General features: G+C 40.0%; 21 protein-coding genes. 18 read left to right on the top strand and 3 right to left on the bottom strand.

The window, feature by feature from the left end; genetic code table 11:
• The first annotated feature begins 2 nt into the window (after positions 1 to 2).
• Genes F1737_RS02820 through rlmH form a run of 3 tightly spaced genes read left to right on the top strand, consistent with a single transcriptional unit; the run spans position 3 to position 2,024 of the window.
• On the top strand, positions 3 to 923 hold the full coding sequence (locus F1737_RS02820; RefSeq protein ID WP_317137267.1) for a ketopantoate reductase family protein: 921 nt from the start codon (positions 3 to 5) through the stop codon (positions 921 to 923).
• 19 nt (positions 924 to 942) lie between these two features.
• The gene (locus tag F1737_RS02815; protein ID WP_317137266.1) at positions 943 to 1,539 is read left to right on the top strand and encodes a molybdenum cofactor guanylyltransferase; all 597 of its coding nucleotides are present in this window, start codon (positions 943 to 945) and stop codon (positions 1,537 to 1,539) included.
• A complete protein-coding gene (gene rlmH / locus F1737_RS02810) occupies positions 1,539 to 2,024 on the top strand; it encodes a 23S rRNA (pseudouridine(1915)-N(3))-methyltransferase RlmH (protein ID WP_317137265.1) in 486 nt (161 codons plus the stop codon). The genes F1737_RS02815 and rlmH overlap by 1 nt, the downstream gene beginning before the upstream one ends.
• Before the next feature lie 92 nt (positions 2,025 to 2,116).
• On the opposite strand, the gene F1737_RS02805 is transcribed toward rlmH, so the two are convergent.
• Together F1737_RS02805 and F1737_RS02800 are read right to left on the bottom strand one after the other, a co-directional pair.
• A complete protein-coding gene (locus F1737_RS02805) occupies positions 2,117 to 2,902 on the bottom strand; it encodes a dihydroorotate dehydrogenase electron transfer subunit (RefSeq protein ID WP_317137264.1) in 786 nt (261 codons plus the stop codon).
• Entirely contained in the window at positions 2,899 to 3,786 is an 888-nt protein-coding gene (locus tag F1737_RS02800) for a dihydroorotate dehydrogenase (RefSeq protein ID WP_317137263.1), read from the bottom strand. Before F1737_RS02800 ends, F1737_RS02805 begins: the two co-directional genes overlap by 4 nt.
• Before the next feature lie 59 nt (positions 3,787 to 3,845).
• Here F1737_RS02800 and F1737_RS02795 point away from each other — a divergent pair, with 59 nt between their 5' ends.
• The 15 genes from F1737_RS02795 (at position 3,846) to F1737_RS02725 (ending at position 21,832) form a co-directional block, all read left to right on the top strand.
• Positions 3,846 to 4,709 carry a malate dehydrogenase gene (locus F1737_RS02795; protein ID WP_317137262.1) on the top strand — a complete coding sequence of 288 codons (864 nt, stop codon included), beginning with the start codon at positions 3,846 to 3,848 and terminating at the stop codon, positions 4,707 to 4,709.
• 3 nt (positions 4,710 to 4,712) lie between these two features.
• Complete coding sequence (locus F1737_RS02790; protein ID WP_317137261.1) at positions 4,713 to 7,094, top strand: DNA-directed DNA polymerase; 2,382 nt, start codon at positions 4,713 to 4,715, stop codon at positions 7,092 to 7,094.
• Between the two features lie 4 nt (positions 7,095 to 7,098).
• On the top strand, positions 7,099 to 8,079 hold the full coding sequence (locus F1737_RS02785; RefSeq protein WP_317137260.1) for an asparagine synthase C-terminal domain-containing protein: 981 nt from the start codon (positions 7,099 to 7,101) through the stop codon (positions 8,077 to 8,079).
• A gap of 13 nt (positions 8,080 to 8,092) precedes the next feature.
• Positions 8,093 to 8,362: an Asp-tRNA(Asn)/Glu-tRNA(Gln) amidotransferase subunit GatC gene (gatC, locus tag F1737_RS02780; protein WP_317137259.1), complete on the top strand. Its 270-nt coding sequence runs from the start codon at positions 8,093 to 8,095 to the stop codon at positions 8,360 to 8,362.
• Positions 8,363 to 8,364: 2 nt separating this feature from the next.
• Positions 8,365 to 9,660, top strand: a complete 1,296-nt coding sequence (gene gatA / locus F1737_RS02775) for an Asp-tRNA(Asn)/Glu-tRNA(Gln) amidotransferase subunit GatA (protein ID WP_317137258.1) — start codon at positions 8,365 to 8,367, stop codon at positions 9,658 to 9,660.
• A gap of 2 nt (positions 9,661 to 9,662) precedes the next feature.
• On the top strand, positions 9,663 to 11,108 hold the full coding sequence (gatB, locus tag F1737_RS02770; protein WP_317137257.1) for an Asp-tRNA(Asn)/Glu-tRNA(Gln) amidotransferase subunit GatB: 1,446 nt from the start codon (positions 9,663 to 9,665) through the stop codon (positions 11,106 to 11,108).
• Positions 11,109 to 11,117: 9 nt separating this feature from the next.
• Positions 11,118 to 13,913: a DNA topoisomerase I gene (locus tag F1737_RS02765; protein WP_317137256.1), complete on the top strand. Its 2,796-nt coding sequence runs from the start codon at positions 11,118 to 11,120 to the stop codon at positions 13,911 to 13,913.
• Between the two features lie 15 nt (positions 13,914 to 13,928).
• Positions 13,929 to 14,618 (top strand): phosphoglycerol geranylgeranyltransferase, encoded by a 690-nt coding sequence (locus F1737_RS02760; RefSeq protein ID WP_317137255.1) that lies wholly within the window; start codon positions 13,929 to 13,931, stop codon positions 14,616 to 14,618.
• On the top strand, positions 14,618 to 15,340 hold the full coding sequence (locus F1737_RS02755; RefSeq protein ID WP_317137254.1) for an RNA methyltransferase: 723 nt from the start codon (positions 14,618 to 14,620) through the stop codon (positions 15,338 to 15,340). The genes F1737_RS02760 and F1737_RS02755 overlap by 1 nt, the downstream gene beginning before the upstream one ends.
• 74 nt (positions 15,341 to 15,414) lie before the next feature.
• On the top strand, positions 15,415 to 15,978 hold the full coding sequence (locus F1737_RS02750) for a hypothetical protein (RefSeq protein WP_317137253.1): 564 nt from the start codon (positions 15,415 to 15,417) through the stop codon (positions 15,976 to 15,978).
• A complete protein-coding gene (locus F1737_RS02745; RefSeq protein ID WP_317137252.1) occupies positions 15,966 to 16,661 on the top strand; it encodes a cytochrome c biogenesis CcdA family protein in 696 nt (231 codons plus the stop codon). Before F1737_RS02750 ends, F1737_RS02745 begins: the two co-directional genes overlap by 13 nt.
• Positions 16,662 to 16,895: 234 nt before the next feature.
• Positions 16,896 to 17,489, top strand: coding sequence for a dCTP deaminase (gene dcd, locus F1737_RS02740; RefSeq protein WP_317137251.1), 594 nt, complete (start codon positions 16,896 to 16,898; stop codon positions 17,487 to 17,489).
• A 27-nt stretch (positions 17,490 to 17,516) separates the two neighbouring features.
• Positions 17,517 to 19,349 carry a threonine--tRNA ligase gene (locus F1737_RS02735; RefSeq protein ID WP_317137250.1) on the top strand — a complete coding sequence of 611 codons (1,833 nt, stop codon included), beginning with the start codon at positions 17,517 to 17,519 and terminating at the stop codon, positions 19,347 to 19,349.
• Positions 19,350 to 19,669: 320 nt separating this feature from the next.
• Positions 19,670 to 20,353: a DUF4013 domain-containing protein gene (locus F1737_RS02730; RefSeq protein ID WP_317137249.1), complete on the top strand. Its 684-nt coding sequence runs from the start codon at positions 19,670 to 19,672 to the stop codon at positions 20,351 to 20,353.
• A 306-nt stretch (positions 20,354 to 20,659) separates the two neighbouring features.
• Positions 20,660 to 21,832, top strand: coding sequence for a cytochrome c biogenesis CcdA family protein (locus F1737_RS02725; protein WP_317137248.1), 1,173 nt, complete (start codon positions 20,660 to 20,662; stop codon positions 21,830 to 21,832).
• 70 nt (positions 21,833 to 21,902) lie between these two features.
• Here the strand turns inward: F1737_RS02725 and nifB are convergent, their stop codons facing one another.
• Positions 21,903 to 22,802 (bottom strand): nitrogenase cofactor biosynthesis protein NifB, encoded by a 900-nt coding sequence (gene nifB, locus F1737_RS02720; protein WP_317137247.1) that lies wholly within the window; start codon positions 22,800 to 22,802, stop codon positions 21,903 to 21,905.
• Positions 22,803 to 22,886 lie beyond the last annotated feature (84 nt).

Raw genomic sequence — 22,886 nt, 5'->3', positions numbered from 1 at the left:
ATATGAAAATAGCAGTTCTCGGTGCAGGTGCAGTCGGTCTCAGTGTCGCTGCAATGCTCTCAAAAGTTTGTGATGTTTATGCTGTGTGCAGAAAACGCCATGCAGATGCAGTAAAAAAACGTGGATTTGTTATGACAGGCATCTGGGGAGAAGAAAAATTTACTTTCCCCTGCTCAGAACAACTTCCGAAAGATGAAAAATTTGACTACATTATAATTACTTCAAAATCAACCGCAACAAGAGGCATCTGTGAACAGTTTAAAGATTATTTAAAAGACACAGAAGTAATCAGCCTTCAAAACGGAATTGGAAACGAGGAGATCATATCCGAATACACAGATAAAGTCATCGGAGGAATGATTATCACCGGTTTTGAATGGCGGGATGATGCATATGTTCACGTATCTGTCCAGGCATCACCGATAAAACTTGGAAGATTCCCAAAAGGTACTGATGAGGCTGTAACAAAGATTGTTGATCTGTTCAAGACCGCCGGAATGGAAATTTTGGCAGATGAGAATATAACAGGCTCATTATGGGGAAAAACACTCTATAATTCTGCATTGAATCCCCTCGGAGCAATTATGAAAGTTCCCTACGGAAACCTTCTTGATCAAAATGCATGGAATATCATTGAAGAAATCGTTAAAGAGGCATTTTTGGTATGCAATGCAGAAGGAGTTAAACTCGCATGGAACAAGCCGGAAGATTATCTTGAATTCCTCCATGAAAATCAGCTGCCGTCAACAGCCGGTCACCATTCATCAATGTATCAGGACCTGGAATTTTCCAGAAAAACCGAAATAGACTTTATTAACGGAGCAATTGTAGCCAAAGGAAAAAACAATGGTATAAAAACTCCTGTGAACAAAACAATTGTTAATCTAATTAAATTCAAAGAAGACCTGATATTATCAAAGTAAAATCATAAAGGGGATGTTGTTGAAGACAGGGATCATTCTTGCAGGAGGAAAGGGCAAAAGAGCCGGCGGAAGGGAAAAATGCCTTTTTTCCTACAAAGGAGAGACATTCATTGAAATACTTATTTCTACTCTCAGTGAAGTTGTGGATGAGATAATTGTAGTTGCAAGGGATGAGGAACAATCAAAACAGTTTGATGACCTCAAAGGAATCAAAACAGTTTGTGACATCCGAAAAGAGAAAGGTCCACTGGGAGGCCTTCATGCAGGAATCAATTATGCCAAAGGAGATACTGTCTTTCTTGTGGCATGTGACATGCCTTTTGTAAACGGGGGTATTGTCAGAAAACTGTTTGATATGATTAATGAATATGATGCGGTTATCCCCTCATGGAATAACGAAATGCTCGAACCGCTTCATGCAGTCTACAAAAAAGAGGCGGTCGAAAAATACATAATTTCTCACGAATCCCTGTCATTAAGAGCAATGATAAAAAAACTCAATTCATATTACGTTGACGTTAATTCGCTGACAGACAATGATTCGGAGTTGAAGACCTTCACTAATATAAACAACCTCGAAGAACTGACAAAATTGACCCGCGGAGAATCAGATTAATGCCACTCCACATAAAAGTGATATCTGTTGGAAAAATTAAGGAAAAATTTTTCCAGGATGGCATTTCTGAATTTCAAAAAAGACTTTCTTCATACACCAAACTTGATTTTACCGAAGTTCCCGATGAAAAAATACCAAACAATGCTTCAGATTCGCAAATTACAAAGATAATCAGTATTGAAGGAAAAAAGGTTCTCGGACATATAAAACCAGACGATATTGTAATTGTTATGGACCTTGCAGGAGAATTGTGGTCTTCTGAAATTCTGGCAGATAAAATAAATAATATTGAAATTTCAGGTAAGTCGGGGATCGTATTTGTTATTGGAGGAAGTCTCGGTATTTCCGCCGATTTAATTAAAAGAGCTGATATGAGGTGGTGTCTCTCACCCCTTACATTTCCTCATCAGTTTGTAAAACTAATTTTAATGGAGCAGTTATACAGGGCATTTAAGATTAACAGAGGCGAAAGATATCACCGTTAGGTAATAATAAAACCGATTATTCAAATAAAAAATAAATCTTCTTTTTACTCCTTTAAAATAAAAAGAAATCAATGTCCAAAAAAGGGACTTTTTTAATGCCCCCCACTGCCTCCATAAATCCTTCTTCCGGAAGCATCACGGGAATATTTTGCAAACTCACTGCTTTTCAAAAGTTTATCACCGGTAAAAACAGGACCGTCCCTGCAAACCCTCAGGCCGTCATCATCAAGACAGCATGATCCACAAATCCCTACGCCGCATTTCATATATCTTACAAGTGAAAACTGACCTTTTTCTGCTATACCAAGGGATTCAAGAATCCTCAAAATACCGGCCATCATTATCTCGGGGCCGCATACACAGATTGTGTCAAAAGACAGCGGATCTACTTCAGATAAAAGATCGGTTACAAAACCATGATGCCCAAAAGTGCCATCATCTGTTGCAATATGCAGATCTGTCAACTCACTTAGTTCTTCTGCATATACAAGATCTTCCTTTGTCCTTGCCCCTAAAAGAAAGGCATCCGCTATGCCTAAAAGTGCAAGAGGTCTTAATGGCGCTGCACCGACACCGCCCGCAATTGCAAGGGTACGACCCTCTTTTAGTGAAAAACCATTGCCCAGAGGTGCTTTAATACCAATCAGATCACCTGCCTTCAGATTAAATAACGCAGATGTAGCTTCACCTATCTTTTGGACTGTTATGGAATTTTTTGATGACAGACCCATTGGTATTTCATCCACTCCGGGAATCCATACCATACAAAACTGACCAGGTAGAAATTCAAAATCCCTGTCAAATTCAAATGTCTTTATTCCGGGCGTCTCTTCAATAATTTTTGTTATTTTTACAGGAAATGATGGTATCTCTTTCAATGTGCGCACCCCAGAATATCACCTATTTTTTCACCCTCATCAGAATATAGCTCAGAGGATATTTTTTCAAATATATCAACACCGTCAAGAACGGCACTGCCTATTTCAACAGCACTTGCTCCTGCCATAATCATTTCAATTACATTATCGGCAGAAGATACTCCTCCGCACCCGACAACAGGAATGGAAAGGGCTTCATAAAGTTCCCATACACATCTGAGAGCTATCGGAAAAACAGCAGGGCCGGAAAGTCCGCCTGTTCCGTTTCCCAAAAGAGGACGGCGCAGTCCTGTTGATATCCGAAGTGCCTTAACTGTATTAATTGCAACAACGGCAGATGCGCCTCCTTCTTCTGCCGCAATGCCAATCTCTGTAATATCAGTTACATTGGGAGTAAGTTTTACCCATGTAGGCACACCGGTCTTCGCAACCGCACGGGTGCACTCCCTGACCATATCGGGATCACTCCCGATTTGTGCGCCGTAACCCTGTGCATGGGGGCATGAGACATTTAATTCAAACCCTCTGACTTTTCCTTCAAACCATGAGGCCACCTCAGAAAATTCATCAGGATTTGCTCCGAATATACTGGCAATTACAGGTTTACCACCTAAACATTCCAGTTCATTCACAAAGTCAGAAGATGGATTTGGAAGTCCCATCGCATTCATTACCGCGCCTTCCATTACATAAACACATGGCCCTTTATGCCCCTCTTTTGGAAAAGGACCAATTGATTTTGTAACTGCTGCGCCCGCACCCAGATCAAGCATACGCCGAAGTGAAGCACCGGTTGTACCAAGAACTCCCGCTGCAAGAATCAAGTGGTTGTCTGTTTCAACTCCGCCAACAGATATTTTGTCTTCTTTTATTAACGCAACCATTTGGAATAGAAATAGATTGGAGTTATTTTATTATTAGCATAACCTAAATCTGATCTAGAATGACAAGCCTCTCCATAATGGGAGTAGGGAAAGTAGGGGCCGAGGTAGCTTACCTCTCCACCGTAACGCAGATAGCAGACACAATAAATATCTACGACAGCGTGCCTTCCCTTCTCACTGCACAAAAACTCGATCTTCTCCATACAGGAATTGACATCAACCTAAACACAGATCCTGAAATGCTGACTGAATCAGACATAATCGTATTTTCAGCAGGGATGCCAAGAACTCCGGATATTAAAACACGTGCAGATCTTCTGGAATCAAATCTTCCTGTTGCCCGCGAATTTTGCAGGATGATTAAAAATTATGACGGAATTGTAATAACCATTACAAACCCGATGGATGCCAATAACTACTTCATCCAGAAAGAATCAGGAATTAAAAGAGAGAAATGCATTGGATTTGGTGGACAGCTTGATCTTGCACGATTAAAATATTTCCTCTCAAAAAGAGGATATGACACAAAAGGTGCATGGGTTATGGGAGAACACGGAGAGCACCAGGTGCCGGTATTCTCTGGAATGAAAGAAGAAGTTCCGGAGAATATTCGCAATGAAATACTCCTCGAAATGCGTGGCGCAAGTATGCCGGTAATTAAAGGAAAGGGAGGAACGGTTTTCGGACCTGCATACAATGTATTCTCACTCATTAAAGCCATAATAAATGATGAAAACAAATTGCTTCCATGCTCATGTGTCTTGAGAGGAGAATATAACACAGAAGGATGTTCTATATGCGTACCCGTGAGAGTCGGCAGGAACGGAATCAGTGAAATTATTGAATGCCACCTTGATTCATGGGAAGAAGAGAAATTCAGCTGTGCTGCCAGTCACCTTAAAGATCTTTGCAGGAGGGTATAAAAATTGGAGAAAACTGTGCCTGTAAAAATCGCAATAAACCAGGTTGAATATTCAAATACAGTTGATGGGACAGTTGTACATATTTTTGGACGTGAAGAATCAGGAAAAGCACACCAGATCACAGTAACAGGCTTTAAACCTTATTTTTATGCACTAAAAGAACAGGCAGAAAGCATGGCGGCACAGGAAGGTGCCGAGGTTGACACAGAAAATGTTTCCCATTCAATAAGAGGAGAAGAACTCCTCAGAATTTACACTCCAAATCCGGGAAAAGTCCGTGAGATGCGTGAATCTTACAGGCATTTTGAAGCAGACATTCCTTTTGCAACCCGCTTTATGATTGACAACAATCTGACAGGAGGTGTCGAGGCACCGTCCGAAATGCCGGATTTTCATGATATTAAACCGGTTGAAGTTAATGCCCCTGCAAGAATCTGCCTGATGGATATTGAATGTGAAGATAAAAACGGATTTCCTGAGGCAAGCACTGAAAAAATAAACTGTGTAACTGCATGGGACTCTTTTGATGATGAATATATTACATTTTTCTGGCCAAAAGACGGGAATACCGATATTTCACTGAATCCTTCGTATTCAAACCATAATATCAGAATTTACCAAGGAGAATATGCCATGCTTTCCGCTATTGTGGAATATATCTCAGAAAAAGATCCTGATGTCCTTTCGGGATGGAATTTTGTAGATTTTGACATACCTTATATTCTTAAAAGAATGGAAATTCTGGGTATAAATGAAGATTCACTGGCAAGAATCCCCGGCCAGGGTGCAAGAAATCCGGCAAGAGGACGATCTCTTTTCGATCTTCTCACAGCTTATAAAAAAATGCAGGGCTCCAGAAAGGAGTCATACCGCCTTGACGCAATCGGAGAAGAAGAGCTTGGAGAAGGAAAAATAAGATACACAGGCACAATCTCTGACCTCTGGGAAAATGATCCCCAGAAGCTGATAGACTACAATCTAAAAGATGTTGAGCTATGCGTTGGAATTAACAAAAAAAATAATATCATCGAATTTTACAGGGAAATATCCAGGTATGTCGGATGCCCTCTGGACAGGACACTCAACTCATCAAATGTTATCGATATATTTGTTTTACGAAAGGCATTCTCAAAGTATGTTCTTCCCTCAAAGGGATATGCTGACGCAGAGGAATTTGAAGGTGCAACTGTATTCAGCCCGTCTCTGGGTGTCAAGGAAAATGTAATTGTCCTCGATTTAAAGTCACTCTACCCTATGTGCATGATGACCATCAATGCATCGCCAGAGACAAAGGACAAAAACGGAGAACTGCGTGCTCCAAACGGAATTAGATTTAAAAAAGAACCTGACGGACTTACGAGAAGCATCATAAGTGAGCTCTTAAAAGAACGTGATGAAAAGAAGGCTGAGAGAAACAGATACGAATACGGTTCATATGAATACACGCTCTTTGATCTTCAGCAAAATGTACTCAAAGTAATAATGAACACTTACTACGGTGTCAGCGGCTATGCACGGTTCAGACTTTATGACCGTGAAATCGGTTCGGCTGTTACATCTGTCGGGCGTTCAATAATTGAGCATACGAGAAATGTTATTGAGGGAATGGGATATACCGTTCTTTACGGGGATACTGATTCATGTATGATCCAGCTTCCGGTAATGGACAAAGAAAATACAATCCATATTGCAAGAAAAATTGAATCCACCCTCAACGAGAGTTATTCAAATTTTGCAAAGGAATCTCTTGGAGCTGACGAGCACTATTTTTCAATCAAATTCGAAAAAATATATGAGAGATTTTTCCAGGCAGGAAAGAAGAAACGCTATGCAGGATACCTTGTCTGGAAAGAAGGACAGGATATTGAAAAGATCGACATTGTCGGTTTTGAAATGAAAAGAAGTGACTCTCCTCATATCACAAAAGAAGTTCAGCACAGGGTTATGGAATTGATACTAAAGGGTGCCGAACGCTCTGAACTTAAAAAATATCTCTCAGAGATTATCAAGAAATACCGCAAGGGAGAATATTCACTTGATGATATAGGGATTCCGGGAGGAATCGGGAAAAATCTTCAGTCATATGCAAACAAAGATGCTCACATAAGAGGTGCAATATATTCTAACGAATATCTTGGAACTGACTTTAAGAGAGGAAGCAAGCCAAAAAGGGTCTACATTAAATGTGTCACATCAAAGTATCCGCAAACTGATGTAATTGATTTTGAGTATGCAGATCAGGTTCCGCTCGAATTTGTGATAGACTGGGAAACCATGATGGATAAAAGCATAAAACAGCCTATTTCACGTATTATTGAAGCTATAGGCATGACATGGGCAGATGTAGATCCCTCAAGAACCACACTTTTTGATTTTGGGATGTGAAAAATTGAAACTCCACGGATGGATTGAGAAAGACGGAGAGATAATTGACAGTTCAAATCTGAAATCTCTTCTGGGAAAGGATTACTCACAGCTCAGGGACTGCGGCGGTGAATTTTATCTGGAATGGGATGACTGTGCCGCAAGGGATCATTTTGGAATAATGCCGGGAAAATGCCCGCCCGGGGTAATTATGTGCGCAAGTAAAGTCACAGGCACCATAAACCCGAATCCACCCGCAGTGCCTCTCGAAGATGCAATTCTAAAAGCAGTCAGCCTTCGGGCAGATAAAGGGGTAGTGGCATTTTCAGGCGGGGTGGACTCTGCCCTTATAGCAAAACTTTCAAATCGCCCCTGTGTTACGGTCGGGCTTGAAAATTCACATGATTTAATCCATGCAAAGGAAGTTGCAGCAGGAATTGGCCTTACAGATACTAATTTCGTCGAGATAAAAAAAGATGAGATAGAGCCTGCAATAAAAAAGGTTATTAAAGTAATTCCAAACAAAACACCTGTGGACGTATCAATTGCAACAACAATGTACTTCATCACCAGATGGGCACATATTAACGGCTTTGAACGTGTTATAGCCGGACAGGGCGCAGACGAACTTTTCGGCGGATATGCACGATATCTTGAAACGGATTCCATCAGGGATACACTCAGGAAAGATTTTGAAAGCCTTTCTGTCCAAAGCATGCGTGAACAGGCCGTGGCCGGTATGAATGGAACATACATATCATGCCCGTATATGGATATCCGTGTGGTGCGCGCTGCAAGGGAAATACCCACTAGTGAAATAGTAAAATCAGGAATCAGAAAGTACCCACTAAGATGTGTTGCAGCCCGTCATATGCCGGATGATTTTGCATTCTACGGCAAAAAAGCAATGCAGTATGGTAGTGGGATATGGAAAGAAATACAGAAACTTGCACGACAAAATGGTTATAAAAACTCGGTGCAACGGTACATAGATCAGTTAATTTGAGGTATTCGTAGTAATGGTCTCGGAAAATGAAGTTGAAGGCATCGCCAGACTTGCCGATATAACAATAGAAAAAGACAAAATTGCAGGATTTACAGATCAATTCAATAATATTCTTGAATACTTCGATATTCTGGACACTGTTGATTCTGAAGAAATTGAAGAAGGAGATTTGTATAATGTTCTTCGTGAGGATGAAATCATTCCTTCACTCCCCCAGGAAGAAGCATTATCCACACCCGGCGAAACGGAAGAAGGCTATATTAAAGCACCAAAGGTGATGTGAGAATGGGAGTGTACACATTTGGTAAAAAGGATGAAAACAACGCATTCATCACAATTCTTAAAGAGGCTTCTTTTGGCGAAGGAAAACTTGCCGGAATCCCGGTCGCAATAAAAGACAATATTTCAACAAAAGGAATTGAAACAACCTGCGGGTCACAGATTCTTAAAGGATATATTCCACAGTATGATGCGCATGTAATAGAACTTCTGAAAAATGAAGGCGCAGCAATAGTTGGTAAAACCAACATGGATGAATTCGGTATGGGAACAACAACAGAGAACTCTTCATTTGGCCCTACCACTAATCCATGCGACAAAACCCGTGTGCCTGGGGGATCATCAGGAGGAAGTGCAGCGGCGGTTGCATCAGGAATGGTTCCAATGGCTCTTGGGAGCGACACAGGAGGTTCAATTAGATGTCCTGCAGCATTTTGCGGGATTGTCGGGTTAAAGCCAACTTACGGAAGAGTTTCCCGCTACGGACTTATTGCATATTCCAATTCACTCGAACAGATAGGTCCGATGGCAAAAAATGTTTCTGACGTTTCAAAACTGATGGAAGTAATATCACAGCCTGATTCACAGGACTCAACTTCTTACAGCAGACCGTATTCACACACTCCTGAAGATAACATCAAAGGAAAGAAAATCGGTGTCCCAAAGGAATATTTTGGAGAGGGTGTTGATGCGAATGTTGCATCAGTTGTAAAGGATGCACTATCAAAGCTTGAATCACTCGGCGCAGAGATTGTTGACTGCTCTATTCCAAGCATGAGGTATGCACTTGCAGCATACTATGTAACATGCACAAGTGAGGCATCTTCAAATCTTTCAAGGTTTGACGGTGTCAGATTCGGTCCGACTGTCGAGAAGAAAAGACAGTGGCACGATGAATACAGGGATTACCGTAGCAAATACTTTGGAGAAGAAGTAAAACGCAGAATTCTCTTAGGTACTTTTGCACTTTCAGCAGGATATTACGGAAAATACTATGCAAAGGCTCAGGTCGCAATGAGCAACGTCAGAAAGGATTTTCTGAGAGTCTTAAAAGACGTGGATGTTATTGCAGGCCCTACAATGCCAAATATTGCTTACAAACTGGCTGAAAAAAGTGATCCCCTTGAGATGTACTTAAGCGACATTCTGACCGTACCTGCAAACCTTGCAGGAGTTCCTGCAATATCAGTCCCATGCGGAAAGGTAGATAATATGCCAGTCGGTCTTCAGATTATTGGAAAACACTTCGATGATGAGACAGTAATCGACACTGCATTTGCATATGAGCAGGAGGTGGCATGAACATGGCAGAAACAAAAGATGTAAAGGACTTAAAGGTAATCATCGGTCTTGAAATCCACTGTCAGCTCAATACAAAGACAAAACTGTTCTGCAGCTGTTCCACTGATTACAGAAATGATGAACCCAACACTCACGTCTGCCCGATATGTCTCGGACTTCCTGGTGCTCTCCCAAAACTGAATAAACAGGCGGTATATTACGCGCTTAAGGTTGCAAAGGCTCTTAATCTTGAGATACCTGAATATTCTGAATTTTCAAGAAAGAATTATTTTTACCCTGACCTCCCGAAAGGCTATCAGATAAGTCAGTATGACAAGCCGATTGCAGAACGGGGCATAATGATTATTGATGATGATGAAGGGCATGATAAAGAGATAAGAATCACAAGGATACACCTGGAAGAAGATCCCGGAAGACTGGTTCACAAAACAAGTCGCGACAGGGTGGGTTACTCTCTTGTTGACTACAACAGGTCTTCTATTCCTTTAATCGAAATAGTTACCGAACCGGATCTCTCATCTCCAAAAGAAGCACGCCGCTTCTTAAACAAACTCCGTGCAACACTTGAATACCTGGACGTATTTGACGGGGAAAAGGAAGGAGCAATCCGTGTGGATGCAAACATTTCACTTGAAGGCCACAAACGTGTGGAATGTAAAAATATTTCTTCCTACAAAGGAGTTGAAAAAGCTCTTCTGTTTGAGATTACACGTCAGAGGAATCTTATCAGACGCGGCCAGGAGATTGCTCAGGAAACCCGTCACTTCCTTGAGGGAAGAGGCATTACAACAGGTTCCAGAAGCAAGGAAGAAGAAAATGATTACCGCTATTTCCCGGAACCCGATCTAAAACCCTTAAAAGTAAAAGACTGGGTTAATGATATTGAGCTCCCCGAACTTCCTGATGCAAAAAGGGAGAGATTCATAGAACAGTATAATATTTCATTAAACCATGCAAAAACTCTTACAGGCGACATAAAAGTTGCAGATTTCTATGAACTCATAGCAGAAAATGAGCCTGTTTTATCAGCAACATGGGTTGCAGACACCCTTCTTGGAGAACTTTACTACCGCGATATGAAAATCGATTCTGTCCCGCCTGAGAACTTCACAGAACTTGTAACTTTATTAAAAGAGAAAGAAATAACGGATCGTGTTGCAGTTGACATTCTGAGAATGACACTTGATGAAATAAAAGAAGGTAAAAAACCTGATTTGCCTTCTGCTATCGTCAAAAAACTCGGACTCGGAAAAGGCAGTGACAATGAATTCGATGAAATTATAAGAAATATTATCGAAAACAATCCTCAGGCAATTGAAGATTTCCACAGCGGAAAAAGCAATGCATTAAACTTCCTCGTAGGACAGGTTATGAAAGAGACCAGAGGAAGGGCAGATCCAAAGACCCTCAATAATACAATTAAAGAATACATCGAAAAGATGGAGTGAACCAAAAATATGCACCTTATTATTGCAGAGAAAAACATTGCGGCTCAAAGGATTGCCGGATTTCTCGCAGAAGACCAGAAAGTTAAAACAGAAAAAGACGGCGGGGTAAATCTCTACCATTTCAATGATTCTGTTTCAATAGGACTTCGCGGGCATGTTGTTGAAATAGATTTTGAGCCGGGATATTCAAACTGGAGAAGTGAGGTGCATACTCCCAGAACCCTTATTGATGCAGGGATCATAAAAAAACCAACGGAAAAAAAGATTGTAAACCTCATCAAAAAACTTTCAAAAAAAGCAGACCTCGTTACAATTGCAACTGATTATGACCGTGAGGGAGAGTTAATCGGAAAAGAGGCATACGAAATCGTAAGATCAGCAAACAAATCTGTCAGAATAAACCGTGCAATATTCAGTGCAATAACAAAACAGGAAATTAAGTCAGCATTTGAAAATCCTACTGAAATTGATTTCAATCTTGCGGAAGCAGGAGAAACAAGACAGGAAATTGATCTTGTATGGGGTGCATCACTTACAAGATTCATAAGTATTGCTGCAAAAAGAGGTGGCAACAACATCCTGAGCGTTGGTCGTGTACAAAGCCCGACACTTGCAATGATTGTTGACAGGGAAAAAGAAATAGAGGCCTTTATCCCTGAACCATACTGGATGCTTGGCTTAATTTCAGAAAAAAACAATGAGATTTTTGAAGCACGCCATACCTCTGGAAAATTCTGGAACTTTGATGAGGCAAAATTAGCAGAATCAAATACAAAAGAGCCTCTTTTGGTAACTGAAGTCAAAAAAGGAACCAAAAACGACCATTCTCCAACTCCTTTTGATACAACCGCATTTATAGTCGCGGCAAGCCGTCTGGGCTTAAGTGCGGCAAATGCAATGCGTATCGCCGAAGAACTGTATATGAACGGTTTTATCTCTTATCCAAGAACTGACAATACAATCTATCCTGCATCCCTTGACCTTGATGCTATATTAACAGAACTTAAAAATTCTCCGTTTAAAAATGAAGTTGAATGGGTTATTGCAAATAAGCGGGAAAAACCAACACAGGGAAAGAAGTCAAGTACTGATCATCCCCCGATTCACCCGGCCGGCGCTGCAAAACCAGAGCAAATGGATGAACAGACCTGGAAAGTCTATGAACTTGTAGTAAGAAGATTCCTTGCAACTCTTTCCCCTGATGCAAGATGGAAAACACTAAAATATCTTTTTAATGCAGGAACTGAACCCTATACTTCAACCGGGCAGAAACTTGAATACGAAGGTTACAGGCATGTTTACACATACAGTCAGGCAAAAGAACAGGAACTCCCTGAATTGTCAACAGGTGACTCACTGCCGGTAAAGGAAATTGTTCTTGAAGAAAAAGAGACTCTCCCCCCGCCAAGGTATTCACAAAGCAAACTTATCCAGCAAATGGAAGAACTTGGACTTGGTACAAAATCCACACGCCATGATGTTATAGGAAAACTTGTTTCAAGACGCTATGTGGAAGGAACTCCTCTTAAACCCACCCTTGTGGGAAGAGCAGTGACAGAAACTCTTGAACAATATGCAGGACTTATAACAAAACCTGACATGACCCAGACTATTGAATCACATATGGAGGACATCAAAAAAGGGTCGATGCGTAAAACCAGTGTGGTCAATGAATCAAAAGGGATGCTGCACAGAATTTTCGATGATCTCGAACAAAATGAGGAGAACATCGGAAATGACATAATGGACAGGACAGCCGAAGAGCGGATGATTGGAAAGTGTCCGGTCTGTGGCAACAGCCTGATGATAAGAAAATCAAAAGGAATGGCTCAGTTTATCGGATGCAACGGTTATCCAGACTGTTCTTTTAATATAGGCCTTCCTTCTGCACAGTGGGGAAACGCAATTCGTGAAGAAAAAGTGTGTGACATTCACGGATTAAGATATATAAAACTTATAAGAAAAGGCGCAAGACCCTGGGATATTGGCTGCCCGCTTTGCAATCATATAAACTCAAATCTGGAGGCCCTCAGAATGATGCCTTCGATGAATGATGTATTGATTGCAAATCTTCATTCTGAAAACATTTATTCGGTATATGAAATCGCAACACTGGATATAAATGATCTGATAAGAAGAACAAAAATAAGCGAAGCTGAAATTACAAAGATCAGAGCAGAAGCTGAAGAAGTCCTGGAAATTTTGCGCAAACGCTCTGAAATGAGAAAATTTGTAAGAAAGGTAATTCCGCCAAGAAGGGGCAGAAGCCATGCCAAAGTTGTTAATGCCTTTATTGATGATGGCATTAATGAAATTGGTGACATTGCTTCATCAGACAGGAAAAAGCTTCAGACTCTTTTTGTCAGTGAACAGGAAGCAGAATCACTGATAAATGAGGCAAAGGCGATATACAACAAAGCAATTTTAAAGGAATACGGCGTCCCTGCAGTAAGTCTTAAAAAATACATGGAATCCGGCTTCCTTTCTCCTGAAGATTTCTGCTTTATTCATCCTGCATATTTAAGCCATAAAACCGGAATCAACATTGATACCGTACACAAACATGTAACAAAAGTCTGTGAAGGAAAAAAAGTATCCGTTCCTGAAAAAATCAGCAAGAAAAGTTTTGAAGAGGGTAAAAAAGAACTTCTGCAGATTGCGGGTATTGGTGAGGCACTGCTTGAAAAATTATACATGGCAGGCATCACCAACAAAAAATCTCTCAAAAATGCAGATCCAGCCATTCTTTCAAAGAAAACAGGTATTTCTAAAGAAAAATTAGAACAATTACAAAACAAGTCATAAATTTGGTGGATTCAAATGAAAATCGATTGGAAAAACTGGAAACACGTAACCAAACTTGATCCTGACAAACAACTGCCACCCGAATCAGTCGAAGAGATAGTCACAAGTGGTACAGATGCCCTGATGCTTTCAGGGACACTAAATGTTACAAAAGAGAACCTGACAGTTCTTCGTGAACAGGTAAAACAATACGGGGTTCCAATGGTTGTCGAACCGGCAGATCCAAGTGGTGTGATCTTCGAAGAAGTTCAGGGTCTGTTTGTCCCGAGTGTACTGAACACACCTGATCCAACCTGGATTATTGGAAAACATGAATCCTGGGTTAAAAAAGATGCAAATATCAGATGGGACCTTGTGGTTCCTGAAGCATATATTGTCTTAAATCCAAAATCATCCGTAGGAAGAGTTACAAAGGCAATATGTGACCTTCCAAAAGAAGATGTCTGTGCATTTGCAAAAGTGGCGGATAAATACTTCAATTTCCCGATTGTTTATATTGAATATTCAGGAACATACGGAAATCCTGAAATCGTTAAGGCAGTATCAGAAACAATTGAGGATTCTGTTCTGTATTATGGCGGAGGCATTAACTGTGGTGAAAAAGCCGCAGAAATGGGGAAATATGCTGACACCATAGTAGTCGGGAATGCAGTTTACGACAACGGCTCAAAAGCCTTAAAAGAAACAGTTCGTGCTGTACAGTAATGCCTGAAATTGAAATTGTCCTCTGTGAACCCCTTTATGAAGGGAATATCGGGTTTACCGCAAGGGTCATGAAAAACTTCGGTTTTAATAATCTGACCCTCATAAATCCCCCGGAAATTGGAGATGATGCAATTGCAAGGTCATCACATGCACGTGATGTACTTGAAAATGCCCGTCATGTTTCATCACTTGATGAAATAATTGACAAAAGCAACCTCCTAATTGCCACCACCGGAGAACTTTCTAAAAGTGTTTCAACAGCAATGCGGATGCCTTATTATACACCTTCAGAACTTCGTGACATCATAAAAGATATTGATGGCAGGGTTTCAATTATATTCGGACGCGAAAACTGGGGTCTTTCAAATGAAGAAATCTCAAAATGCGATATTATATGCACTATCCCGACATCCCATGTGTACCCGATTGTAAACATCTCACATGCTGTCGGTATAGTTGTCTATGAGCTTGCAAATCTTCCAAGAGGCATCTATGAATATGCATCACGAATAGAAATGGATGCACTACATGAGCATTTCAATGAATTCCTCAACACTATCGATCATCCCGATTACAAACGTGAGAACACTCTTGTTATGCTGAGACGAATTTTTGGAAGGACTATGCTTACGACGCGTGAGGTATCCACCATGCACGGACTTTTAAGAAGGGCCGAAAACAGAATCAAAGGGATAACCGATACTGTAAATGACGAAGAGTAAAATTTCATAATCAATTCATACAAACTTTTTTGAGACTTAAATCCCCAACATACAAAATCAGGTGATCACGGGGAATGGAAAATAACAGTAAATCAAAAAACCAGACTGACAGGTTTGTAAAAATTCTGGTCGTAATATTATCAGCAATAATCATAATATCAGTCCTTGTTTTTTCAGAAGATACAAAAAATAATAACAGTGACTACAGAGACTATGTGCTATCTGATGTATTAACAGGTGAAAATTTTAAAATTAATGATTTTGAGGATAAACCTGTTCTTATTACATCTTTCACAATACTCTGCCCGGTATGTACAAAACAACAGGAGGAGATTGCCAGAATTTCCGGACTGACAGATACGGAATTTATAAACATTGGTCTTGATCTGGACTATAATGACAAACCGGAAACACTCAAAAAACACATTCAGGATAACGGATTTAATGGGTATTATGCAGTTTCTCCACCCGAACTTACAGAAAAACTAATCTCTGAATTTGGTGAACTGGTTGTTCAGCCAATTACAGCACCTGTTATTATGATACACCCAAAATGCACAGAACCTGTAATGTTCAACATTGGTATAAAAAATGCTGAATATCTAAAGGATGCCATCACACAGGGGTGTTTGCAATAGGACTTATAACAAATCTGTGGATATCTTTTTTATCGGGCCTTTTTGCCCCTCTGGGTGCAGTATGTGCAATTCCCCTTTACCCTGCATTTCTCGTTTATCTTTCAAATCAGACTATAAAAAAATCAGAAACTAAAACTCATAATATCCCGGAAATATACCTTGGCGCATTAGTAATGGCCGGAGTAATAACTTCCATGTTTATATTCGGGCTTTTAATTGTTTCCTTCTTTCATTTGTCAATTGTTTTTGTACTGTCCTATTTGTCTCCCGTCCTGTTTTTGATACTGGCAGTTTTTTCCATATTATTGATCCTTGACATTGACACAGGGGGTATTTTCCCGCACTTTTTAATTCCAAAGGCAAAAAATCCAGGTTTAAGTGCATTTTTATATGGGTCATTCTTCGGGCTTATTGTCCTTCCCTGCAACCCCGCATCTTTATTCGTTCTATTTGCTGTCAGTTCATCGACAGTAGGATTTCTTGAAAATCTTCTTAATTTTATAATATACGGGGCCGGGATGGGCCTTCCTCTTTTTATTCTATCAGCACTTGCATCCGGGAAACAATCCGGTTTTACCCGAGGCATTATAAAATGGCAAACAGAAATAAGAAGGATTGCAGGAATTCTTATGCTCGGAGTTGCGCTTTACTATCTCATATTTGTATTCAGAATTGCCGGTTAGATCAGGGTAAAATTTTAACTAAATGCACAATAAGCTACAATTTTGCTTTATTTAACTTCAATATCTTTTCGGAAAAAACAACCATTTTTATTTTGATAAAAAAAGCCAAATTAACAAAATATCATAATTCGATTACCAAATATTTCAAAAATTAATATTTCCAAAAAACTTCAACCGTTCTGTATCATCACGACAATTTTAATCACTAAACAAACCAATATTTTCTGGTATATTATGATCCTTGTTGACTGGCAGATCCACGACAGGATAAAAAGGGGATTTATTGGTGTTGAACCATTTGATGAAAAATTTATTCAGCCCAACTCTCTTGATATCCGTCTTGGCAACCATTTCGTCTGGTATGATGAATGCGATGAAGTAATTGACCCTTATAACGGAGAATCAATAACGTCAAACGTATCGGAGAAAGTATCGGATTACATAGACATCTACCCGGGAATGTTTGTTCTCGCGGAAACATTTGAGTCAATCCGTCTTCCCGATGATATAGTTGCAACAATTGAAGGAAAAAGCAGCATTGCAAGATTTGGGATCACACTCCATCAGACAGGCGGATGGATAGATGCAGGTTTTTCAGGAACAATAACACTTGAAATATACAACGCAAACCAGCGCCCTGTAAGACTCTATGCAGGAATGCCAATCGGCCAGCTTGTATTCTACCCGACAGAGCGTGCTTCAAAACCATACGGATCAAAAGGAGATGCAAAATACTTCAATCAGAAAAATGCAACTCTGTCAAGGTATTATAAAAACAGCAGGCAGGAAAACTCTAAATTAGATAACCTAAATACTGAAGAACACTAATTTTTAAGGCAACCGGAGACATAAAAAATGCGACTTCTGTTAATTCATTCTGACAATATAAAATACATTGCACAGAAAAAAACCCCTGTTGCAGAAGAAGAGGTAGTCCTCGAGGATTCACTTGACGAGGCACTTACCGTATTCTGCGCCGTGGAATCTATTGATGAAGAAGACCCAAAGGATGTAATTTTGCAGGCATCAAAAGAGGTTAGAGATACTGCTGAAAAGCTTGGCACCACAAATGTTATGATTTACCCTTATGCCCATCTCTCAAGCGATCTGTCATCTCCAAAAGTGGCAGTTGAGGTTTTAAAGGGAATTGAGGAAAACTGTAAAGATGCAGGTAATCTTAATGTAAAGCGTGCACCTTTTGGATGGTACAAAGCATTTACACTCTCATGCAAGGGACACCCGCTGTCCGAACTTTCAAGAACAATTGTTCCCGGGGAATCCGACAAGCCGGCTAAAAAAGAAGTTACCCACAATTTCTTTGTCATGACTCCAAAAGGAGAAAAGAAAGACTTCCACGAATTTGCCGATGACACTCCTTTTGGAAAACTTGTCAAAAAAGAGACAGGGCTTGGAGTTGAACAGGGCGGTGAACCACTGCATGTTGAACTCATGCGCGCAAAAGAGCTTGTTGACTACGAGCCTTTATCAGATGTAGGTCACCACCGCTGGATGCCCCGTGGAAAACTTGTACGCGATCTGCTCTCGGATTATGTGTTAAAGCTTGTTCTGGATTATGGCGGAATGCCGGTCGAGACCCCTGTCATGTATGATCTCGGCGATGCAGCCATCAACGAACATGCAGGAAAATTCGGCGAAAGGCAGTACCGTTTCAAATCAGGAAACCGCAACATGATGCTCCGCTTTGCAGCATGCTTTGGTATGTTTTCAATCATGCATGACATGCACATCTCTCCTAATACACTTCCAATGAAGATGTATGAACTCTCGACATACTCATTCCGCCACGAGCAGAAAGGTGAATGTATCGGTCTTAAGCGTCTTCGTGCATTTACCATGCCTGATATGCATTCACTCTGTGCAGACATGGAACAGACCCTGAAATGCTTTGAAGAACAGCTCCTCCTTGGATGGAAAACAGGAAAGGACTTTGAGACCCCTCTTGCCGGCGTATTCCGCTGTACTGAGGATTTCTACAAAGAACATGAAGAGTGGGTTAAGAAGATTGTCAGGATGTCAGAGACACCGATGCTGATTGAGACACTCTCAGACCGCGTTCACTACTGGATCGCAAAAGTTGATCTTGCAGCAATTGACGGTCAGGGAAGACCTATTGAAAACCCGACAGTCCAGATTGATGTGGAAAGTGCTGACCGCTTTGATATAAAATATTACAATACCAACAATGAGGCTGTTCACCCACCAATTATCCACTGTTCCCCAACAGGCTCTATCGAACGTGTTATATGCGCACTTCTGGAAAACACAGCAACACAGGATGTTCCTATGCTCCCTGTATGGCTTTCCCCAACACAGGTGAGAGTTGTGCCTGTTGCAGAACGTCACATTGATTTCGCAGAAAAAGTCTGCCTCCAGTTGAACAATGCAGGAGTACGCTGCGATATGGATGACCGTGAGGAAAGTGTCGGCAAAAAGGTCAGAGAAGCAGGAATGGACTGGGTACCTTATGTTGCAGTCGTCGGAGACAGTGAAGTAGAAACCGGTAAACTCACAGTTACAATCAGGCGTGAATCACAGCCAAAGAAGCCAATGAAAGTTGAATATACAGCAGAAGAACTTGAAAAACGTGTGAAACAGGACTGTGAGGGTAATCCGTTCAGACCTATTTATACTTCAAAGAAACTTTCAGAAAAACCCAGATTTATTTAAACCAATTTTTTATTAAATAATCTTAATCAAAGAATTATCGATATTCCGGTTTTTTGAAAAACTCAATGTTTTAAAAATTATATTATTCGTTTAAAAATTTTTTTTCAATGTGAACCGGTGGACTTTAGTTTTTATATCTGTCTGTTTTGTCATTGAAATCCGCAATCTCTTCATTAACAAACCAATATTACATGGATACATATTCCTGCCAAAAAACATCTGATTTACAAATCACAAATTAATTTTCATAACAACAAGACGAATACCTTAAATCCAAAGAAAATAGATTTTTTAAAACCTAAAATAAAGTGGTGATAGTTATGGCAAAAGATATTATTGGAGATGCTTTCGCTTACACGAAGGACAGCATTGCCGGAGATTTCATGAAAGTGATTCTCCTGCTTGTATGCTCATTCATACAGGGTATTACATTAAATCTTGTTCCGTTACTAAACGGATATGTTTACAGAATTTATTCCGGTGTAAGACCTGCTCCTGAGATTGACAGATGGGGAGAACTATTTGTTCAGGGCTGGAAGATGAACATTGTAACCCTGCTTTACATGATTCCTGCAATTATTATCGCTATGGTATTCGGTATATTTGCAATATTCCCTGCCGCTATGGGAGCCTTTTCAACAGGAGATGCAGGGAGTATTCTGGTATTTTCCGAATTTTTCCTCGGGATAATGTTGACAGGAGTGGTAATTCTTCTGCTTACCCTTTTCATGACAATGGGACTGGTCCGCCTTGGCAAAACAGACAGCATAGGAGAGGCATTCAATATCAGTGCAATCAATGATCAGATTTCAAAAGGTCTTGGATGGCTTGGCTACATAGGATACTGGATCTTACTCTGGATTATTTCACTGATTTTCATTGCAATTTTATTTGTCCTTATGGTAATCCCCCTCTTTGGATGGATTCTGGCACTCATTCTGCTGCCAATATGGAATATATTTGTAGCACGCTTCATTACCAACATCTACGAAGCAGGCGATTAAAAATAACTAAATTTTTTTTGTTTTTATAATACTGCAACTTTTATCGGGGATTAATTAGAACAAAAGCCCTGCCAATTATTTGAATCGGATTATTCAGAGTCACAATAAACATAAATAAAAACTCTAAATCAGGGTTTAGATGCAAATATCATTTTAAAGAACAATAAGGATGATTTGATTAAACAGATTAACAGGTTATAAAAATATTCTTCAGTTCAGCTTAAGGCAAGGAAGATAAATAATAATTCTCTAAACTGGTTTACAATGATTCTGGATCTAAAAAAAATATTATTGGTGATTGCCTTAATGCTTTTAGCATTAAATGTAAATGCCGGCAATCTGATCCAGACAGAGAATACTGCCCTGAATTCAGGCCTCACCCCAAATAACAGCAATTATTCATACAATAATTTTACAACTTTCTCACAGTCCAGGCTGGATACTTCAAATACATCCATAAATGTATTCTACAACCAGCATTGCAGTGCATGCCACAAGGCAATACCAATAATAAAAGAAATCTCATCCAAATATCCCAATATCAGCGTTTATTATTACGACACATACAATTCACCCAATAACCAGGAATTACTCTACCTCTTTGGAGAAAAATACGGGAAAAAATATCTATCCTACCCGGCAGTTCTGACAGGAGATACGGTTATCATTGAAGGTTTTTTTAACATTGATAGTAATTATGAAGATGTTATCAGTTCATTAGATGCTGGAAAGATACCGGATAGTGAGTATGAAAAAAAATGGGCTGAAGTAAAAACGTCTGAAAATACATCTGTAAAAGATGATTCTGATAACCTCACCATACCTCTTGTTCTGTCAGCAGGTCTCGCAGACGGGATAAACCCGTGTGCATTTGCAGTGCTTGTAATATTATTAATAGGTCTCAGCACTGTTGAATCCAGAAAAAAAATGCTGATTACAGGATTTACATATACGCTTGCTGTATTCCTTTTTTACCTTCTTGCAGGTTTGGGTATTATAACATTCATCCAGTCAGCAGGACTATCATATGCATTTTCCATAGTCGCCGGAATTATTGCAATTATTGCCGGTTTTATAAATATCACTGACGGGATTTTTAAAGGGAGGGGAATATCCATTAAAATTCCGGAGTCGCAAAAAACAACAATAAGCAGATTCATAAAAAAAGCAACAATTCCCGCTGCATTCATACTTGGGATACTGGTTGGTATTTTTGAACTTCCCTGCACAGGCGGCATATATCTTGCAATACTCGGACTTCTTTCTTCAGAGATGACTGTTTATGAAGGCATACCATACCTTGTGCTATATAACCTGATGTTTGTACTTCCGCTGATAATCATAACCTTAATTTCATGCACAGGACTGCCACCTGAAAGAATAAACTCATTCAGGGAGGAATACAGGTATATCATAAGAATCTTTATAGGAATCATATTCTTTGCAACCGGTGCCATTGTAATATGGTGGCAACTTTAGAAAAGTGAAAACAGGATATTCAAAAATACCAATAAATGATAAAAAAATAAAAAATCAGAAAAGAAAAAATTTAATCCTTTTTGTTATAAAGGCAGTCCTGGACATCATGTCCAAGCTTTCCGATTGCATCCGAGCGGCAGCGCTGACAGTGTCTCATCTGGCGGACAAAGGGTGAACAACTATCCTGCATCTCCCTCTTCTCCTTTGGAGTTGGTGGAACGATGTCTTTAAATTTATACTGTGGAATTACGGGTATCAGATTGAATGTGAAAACCCCCATCTCACCCGCTTTTTTGGCGATATCTATAATGTGATGATCATTTACTCCGGGAATAAAAACAGTGTTAACTTTTACAAGCATCTTCTTTGAAACTGCCATCTCAATTCCCTTAAGCTGCTGGGAGAGAAGTTTCTCTGCCGCCTCTCTTCCATGAAGCTTTTTGCCTTCCCATTCAACAAAGGAATAAATTTTCTCTCCGATTGCAGGGTCAACTGCATTCATTGTTACGGTTACATTTCCAACATCATACTCTAAAAGTCTGTCAATACTCTCCGGTAAGAGAAGCCCGTTTGTACTCAGACATTTAATTGGTGTCGGGAATTCCTCTTTTAAGAGACGGAGTGTCTCAAAAGTTTCCTCATTTGCAAGAGGATCACCGGGTCCCGCAATTCCTATAACTTTTATGTAAGGAAACTTGGAGAGAGCTTTTTTTACAAGTTCAATAGCCTCTTCCGGGCTTAAAACCTCACTGCAAACACCTGGACGGCTTTCGTTTACACAGTCAAAATCACGGACACAGTAATTGCACTGAATATTGCATTTTGGAGCAACCGCCAGGTGCATCCTTCCAGCACTGTGGCATGCTTTTTCACTGTAACAGGGATGCTCATTTATTTTCCGGAGCTGTTCAGGATCATAGGGAATTTTTTCTCCCCCTATTTCGACAGTCGGATATTCATCATCAGCCATATTTATCTTATAGGATAAATTGTTTTGATTACTAAAAAATATAACCAAATAAACCAATGTAGGATATAAAAAAAAGGGGGATAA

The organism is Methanoplanus sp. FWC-SCC4, from assembly GCF_032878975.1.
GTDB lineage: Archaea > Halobacteriota > Methanomicrobia > Methanomicrobiales > Methanomicrobiaceae > Methanochimaera > Methanochimaera problematica.
The sequence above is the reverse complement of the archived record's forward strand: the minus strand, read 5'-3'. Positions and strand labels throughout refer to the sequence as shown.